The sequence below is a fragment of the Arthrobacter sp. H14 genome, from assembly GCF_000520495.1.
Lineage (GTDB): Bacteria > Actinomycetota > Actinomycetes > Actinomycetales > Micrococcaceae > Arthrobacter_C.
In genome coordinates this window covers 86,492-91,106 of the sequence record NZ_KI914655.1, presented here as the reverse complement: position 1 = coordinate 91,106, position 4,615 = coordinate 86,492, and the positions used below count along the sequence as shown (strand labels likewise).

Annotated in this window: 4 protein-coding genes; all 4 read right to left on the bottom strand. The window is 63.6% G+C overall.

Going from position 1 to position 4,615, the window contains the following annotated elements:
* Positions 1-85: 85 nt before the first annotated feature.
* A complete protein-coding gene (gene murC / locus Y707_RS0112225) occupies positions 86-1,525 on the bottom strand; it encodes a UDP-N-acetylmuramate--L-alanine ligase (RefSeq protein WP_026535307.1) in 1,440 nt (479 codons plus the stop codon).
* A complete protein-coding gene (gene murG, locus Y707_RS0112220; protein WP_026535306.1) occupies positions 1,522-2,625 on the bottom strand; it encodes an undecaprenyldiphospho-muramoylpentapeptide beta-N-acetylglucosaminyltransferase in 1,104 nt (367 codons plus the stop codon). Before murG ends, murC begins: the two co-directional genes overlap by 4 nt.
* Positions 2,622-3,833: a putative lipid II flippase FtsW gene (ftsW, locus tag Y707_RS25585; protein ID WP_253905152.1), complete on the bottom strand. Its 1,212-nt coding sequence runs from the start codon at positions 3,831-3,833 to the stop codon at positions 2,622-2,624. The genes murG and ftsW overlap by 4 nt, the downstream gene beginning before the upstream one ends.
* Before the next feature lie 116 nt (positions 3,834-3,949).
* A partial coding sequence (locus Y707_RS32820) for a glutamate ligase domain-containing protein (protein ID WP_035781508.1) occupies positions 3,950-4,615 on the bottom strand: 666 nt, incomplete at its 5' end.

Sequence of the window (4,615 nt, the reverse complement as noted above, 5' to 3'; positions counted from 1 at the left end):
GGCCGCCGGTTCAGGCGGGTCGCTACGCCGGCTGGTGCGCAGCCGGGTGGAACCGGACCCGGACCGGGGCACCCTTGGTTTGTTGTCAGTTCCCACTGTCCGCCTCCGTCCCTTTGCCGAGGTTTGCCAGGATTTCCGGACCATAAAGCGTGACGTCGCCGGCGCCCACGGTGAGGATGATGTCTCCCGGATCGGCGCGGGCCGCCACGTTTGCCGCCGCACCGCCTGCGTCCGGCTGGTATGCGTCATCGCCGATCCTGTCCGTGATCAGCCTGCTCGTCACACCCTCAATTGGATCTTCACGGGCCGGATAGATATCGAGCACGGAAACTGTGTCGGCCAGCCCGAGGGCGGACGCAAATTCCGGTGCAAACTCCCTGGTACGGGAAAACAAGTGCGGCTGGAACAAGACATGCACACGGTTTCCGCCCGCCACGGTCCGCGCTGCTGTTAAAGCCGCCAGCACCTCCGTCGGGTGATGTGCGTAGTCGTCGAATACGCGGACACCGTTCGCTTCGCCTTTGAATTCGAACCGCCGGGATGCACCCGAAAATGCTGCGAGGCCGGACGCTGCGGCTCCAGGCCCGACCCCTGCCCGCAAACCTACGGCAAATGCCGCGGCTGCATTGAGGACATTGTGCCTGCCCGGGACGGTCAGCGGGAGCGGTTGCTGCACAGCGGAACCATCAACCTGGAATTCCAGGATTGAGGTGCTGGAACGGTCCTTGGCGGACTTCGCCGTAATACGGACATCGGCGGAATCTGAATAGCCATAAGTGAGCACGCCAGGGGCAGCATCGCCATCGCTGAACCGGTCGTGCATCCGCTCCACGAGTTGCATCGCCCCGGCATCATCGGCACAAGCAATGAGTGTTCCAGACGCGGGCAGCCTGTCCACGAATCCGTCAAAGGCGGAATAGAGGGCACTGGCCGATCCGTAGTAATCAAGATGGTCCGGTTCCACGTTGGTGACGACGGCGATGGCGGGACGGTAGTTAAGGAACGATCCATCGGACTCATCCGCCTCGGCCACAAAGAACCGGCCTTCGCCATGTGCGGCATTGACGCCAAGAGCGGCAACATCGCCGCCAACCGCGAAGGACGGGTCCAATCCCGCCTCGTGCAGCATTACGGTGATCATCGCCGTCGTCGTCGTTTTGCCATGTGTCCCCGCTACGGCGATGATCTGCTTGCCCTCCATCGCCGCGGCCAACGCCTGGGAGCGGTGGATGATGGGCAGCCCTGCTTCCGAAGCTGCGCGGAATTCGGGGTTATCCTCCCGGATGGCCGTGGAAACGACGACCGTGTCGGCAGCGGCGGCGTATTCGGCGCTATGCCCGACATGCACCGTTGCCCCAAGCCCGGCGAGCTGGCGCAAAGCATCAGAGTCGCGCGCATCCGAACCGGATACCGGGATCGACCTGGCCAGCAGGATGCGGGCAATGGCAGACATTCCAGCTCCGCCGATACCTATGAAGTGCACGCGGCCGAGATTCTGAATGGAAGGGGTGGCTGAAAACTTCACGACTCACCCGCCGCTCCGGCAACAAGCCCGGCCATCCGTTCGTCGGCGTCTTTGATGCCCATTCCGGCTGCGGCGGCACTCATTTCAGCAAGGGTCGATGGATCCGCGAAGAGCTGGGGAATGTGTTCGGCTATCCATTCCGGGGTGAAGGCCGCGTCCGGGACCAGGAGTGCACCACCGGCGGCAACGAGACCAGCAGCGTTGAGCGCCTGCTCGCCATTGCCGTGCGGCAGCGGAACCAGCGCTGAAGGCAGACCCACGGCGCTGACTTCGCACACCGTCGCCGCTCCGGCACGGGCGATGAGCAGGTCGGCGGCGGCATAAACGTCCTGCATGCCGTCAGAGTATTCCAGCTGCCGGTAGTGTTCGGTTTCCACTGGCTTGCCGGCCGCGTCGAGGTTCTGTTTGCCGCGGCCGGTGATGTGCAGGACTTGGATTCCTGCCGCGGCGAAGACATCCAGGGAACCGGCAATCGTCCGGTTGATGCTGGCGGCGCCCGACGACCCCCCGGTAATAATCACGGTCGGTTTGTCCGTGGCCAGCCCAAGTCTGGTCCGGGCGGCCGGGCGCCGTTCCTCCCTGTCCAGATGTGCGATGGCGGAACGCATGGGCATGCCGACCCATTCGGCCCGCGGCAGCCGGGTGTTTTCGAACGCCACTGCGACGGCTTTGGCCCAGCGGGCACCAAGGCGGTTGGCCAGTCCGGGCCGCGCATTCGCTTCATGGATCACGATCGGGATCCGTCTGCGCCGTGCGGCAATATACATCGGGGCGGACACGTAGCCGCCGACGCCCACGAGCACCGATGCTTGTGCCGAGTCGAGAATCCGTGCCGAGTCCCGGATGGCGCGATAGAGCCGGATTGGCAGCTTCAGCAGGTCGGCTGATGGCCTGCGTGGCATCGGCACCCGCGGAATGGTGGCCAGCTCGTACCCGGCAGCAGGGACGATTGTGGTTTCCATGCCGGCGGCGGTTCCGACTGCGAGGATCCGGGCTTCCGGTGAACGGTCTTTCACCGCGTCCGCGATGGCCAGCAGCGGACTGATGTGCCCCGCCGTACCGCCGCCGGCGAGTACAACGGAAAGTACTGGATTGGTCATGAACTGCTTTCCACATTTGCAGGAGTCTTACGGGCAAAGGCGAGAATGACTCCGATTCCGGCCAGTGCGAATACCAAGGCGGAACCGCCGTACGAAATGAACGGCAGCGGCACGCCGATTACGGGAAGCAGACCGGTCACCATACCGATATTCACGAATGCCTGCCCGATGATCCACACCATGATGGAACCGCTGAGGATCCGCACGAAGGGATCATCATGCCGCAAAATCACGCGTACGATGGCGACCGCCAGGATGCCGAAGAGCGCCACGACGACGAGGGTTCCGACGAGGCCGAGTTCCTCGCCGATGATGGCGAAGATGAAGTCGTTGTGGGCTTCGGGAATCCAGCTCCACTTTTGTTGTCCCTGCCCGAGTCCCACGCCGGTCCAGCCGCCGGAGGCCAAAGCGTACAGGCCGTTGGTGGACTGGTAGCAGCCTGCTTCGCCGATAGGACAGACACCACGCAGCCAGTTGGCCACGCGCTCCATCCGGTGGGCGCTTGTCAAGGTCAGGATCAGGGCGGCGCCTGCTCCGGTCAGCGCGGCAATCACGAACATCTTGCCGGGCGCGCCGGCAAAGAATAACGCGGCGGCAACGATGAGCATGATGATCAGTGCGGTTCCCAGGTCCCTGCCCAGGATTACGAGGAAGATAGCCAGTACGGCGACCGGAACCACGGGGATCACCACATGCTTCCAGCGGTGGATCAGTTTCGCCTTCCGCGCCAGCACTGTCGCCATCCAGAGGGCCAGTGCAAGTTTGGCGGCCTCTGAGGGCTGGGCGCTGAACTGACCCACTCCAATCCAGTTCCGGTTACCACCCACGCCATAACCGAGCGGCGAAAAGACCAGCAGGAGCAGCACGAATGACAAACCAAGTGCCGGCCAGGCCATTCTCTTCAGACCTCTGATGCTGATCCTGGACAGGACGAACATCATGACCAGTCCCACTGCGGCATAGATGGCCTGCTTTATCAGCAGCGCATAGGGCGAGAGCCCGGAGGCAATGGATTCGACCGAGGAGGCGGAGAGCACCATCATGAGTCCGATGGCGGTCAGGGCCAGAGTCGCACCGACGATCAGATAGTAGCTGGACCCGCTGGCTTTACGGTCGCTGCCCTCCAGGAAGATCCACATCCGGCTCAGCTTGCCCGGCAGTGTATTGTCCCGGTCGTTACTGCTCCGGTCGGCCTCATTTCCCGGCACGGGCCGCGATGCTGCGGTTTTCTGACGACTGCCGTCGGGGCTCCGTCTGATGCTGGGTTTGGCAGGGGTGCGGCCTGCGGCCTTTCCTGCCGCCGGCCGGGTGGGCGTGGTGACCATTAGAGCTCCTTAGTGGTCTGCGCCTGCCCCTCCACGTACTCACGAACTGCTTCGATAAAAGCGTCACCGCGATGCGCGTAGGAAGAGAACTGGTCCATCGATGCAGCCGCCGGTGCCATCAGCACGGTGTCCCCGTCTCCGGCTGTCTCCGCTGCTGCTGTCACCGCCGCCGACATGACATTGCCGCCGTTCCCGGTCAGCGCCACACCGGTGGTGTCCGGCTGTTCCCCTTCAGTTTGGCGCGGAATCGCCTCAATTACCGGAACATCCGGTGCGTGTCGCCGCAATGAAGATTTCAGGGCACTGCTGTCCGCCCCTATCAGCACTACTGTCTTCAACCGTGCGGAATGCCTTGCAACCAGTTCGTCATAGTCGACACCCTTGGACAGACCACCCGCAATCCAGATCACGGAACCGAAGGAGCCCAGTGAGGCATCGGCGGCATGCGGGTTCGTTGCCTTGGAGTCATTCACCCACTTCACGCCGGCATAGTGTGCCACCAGCTGTATCCGGTGCGCGCCGGGACTGTAGTTGCGGATCCCGGCACGGACGGCCTCCGGTTCGACCCCGCAGGCGCGGACCAGCGCCGCCGCGGCGAGGGCATTGGCCACCATGTGCCGGGCCGCACCTTGCTCAAAATCTCCCAGACCGGCGAGTTCGGCGGC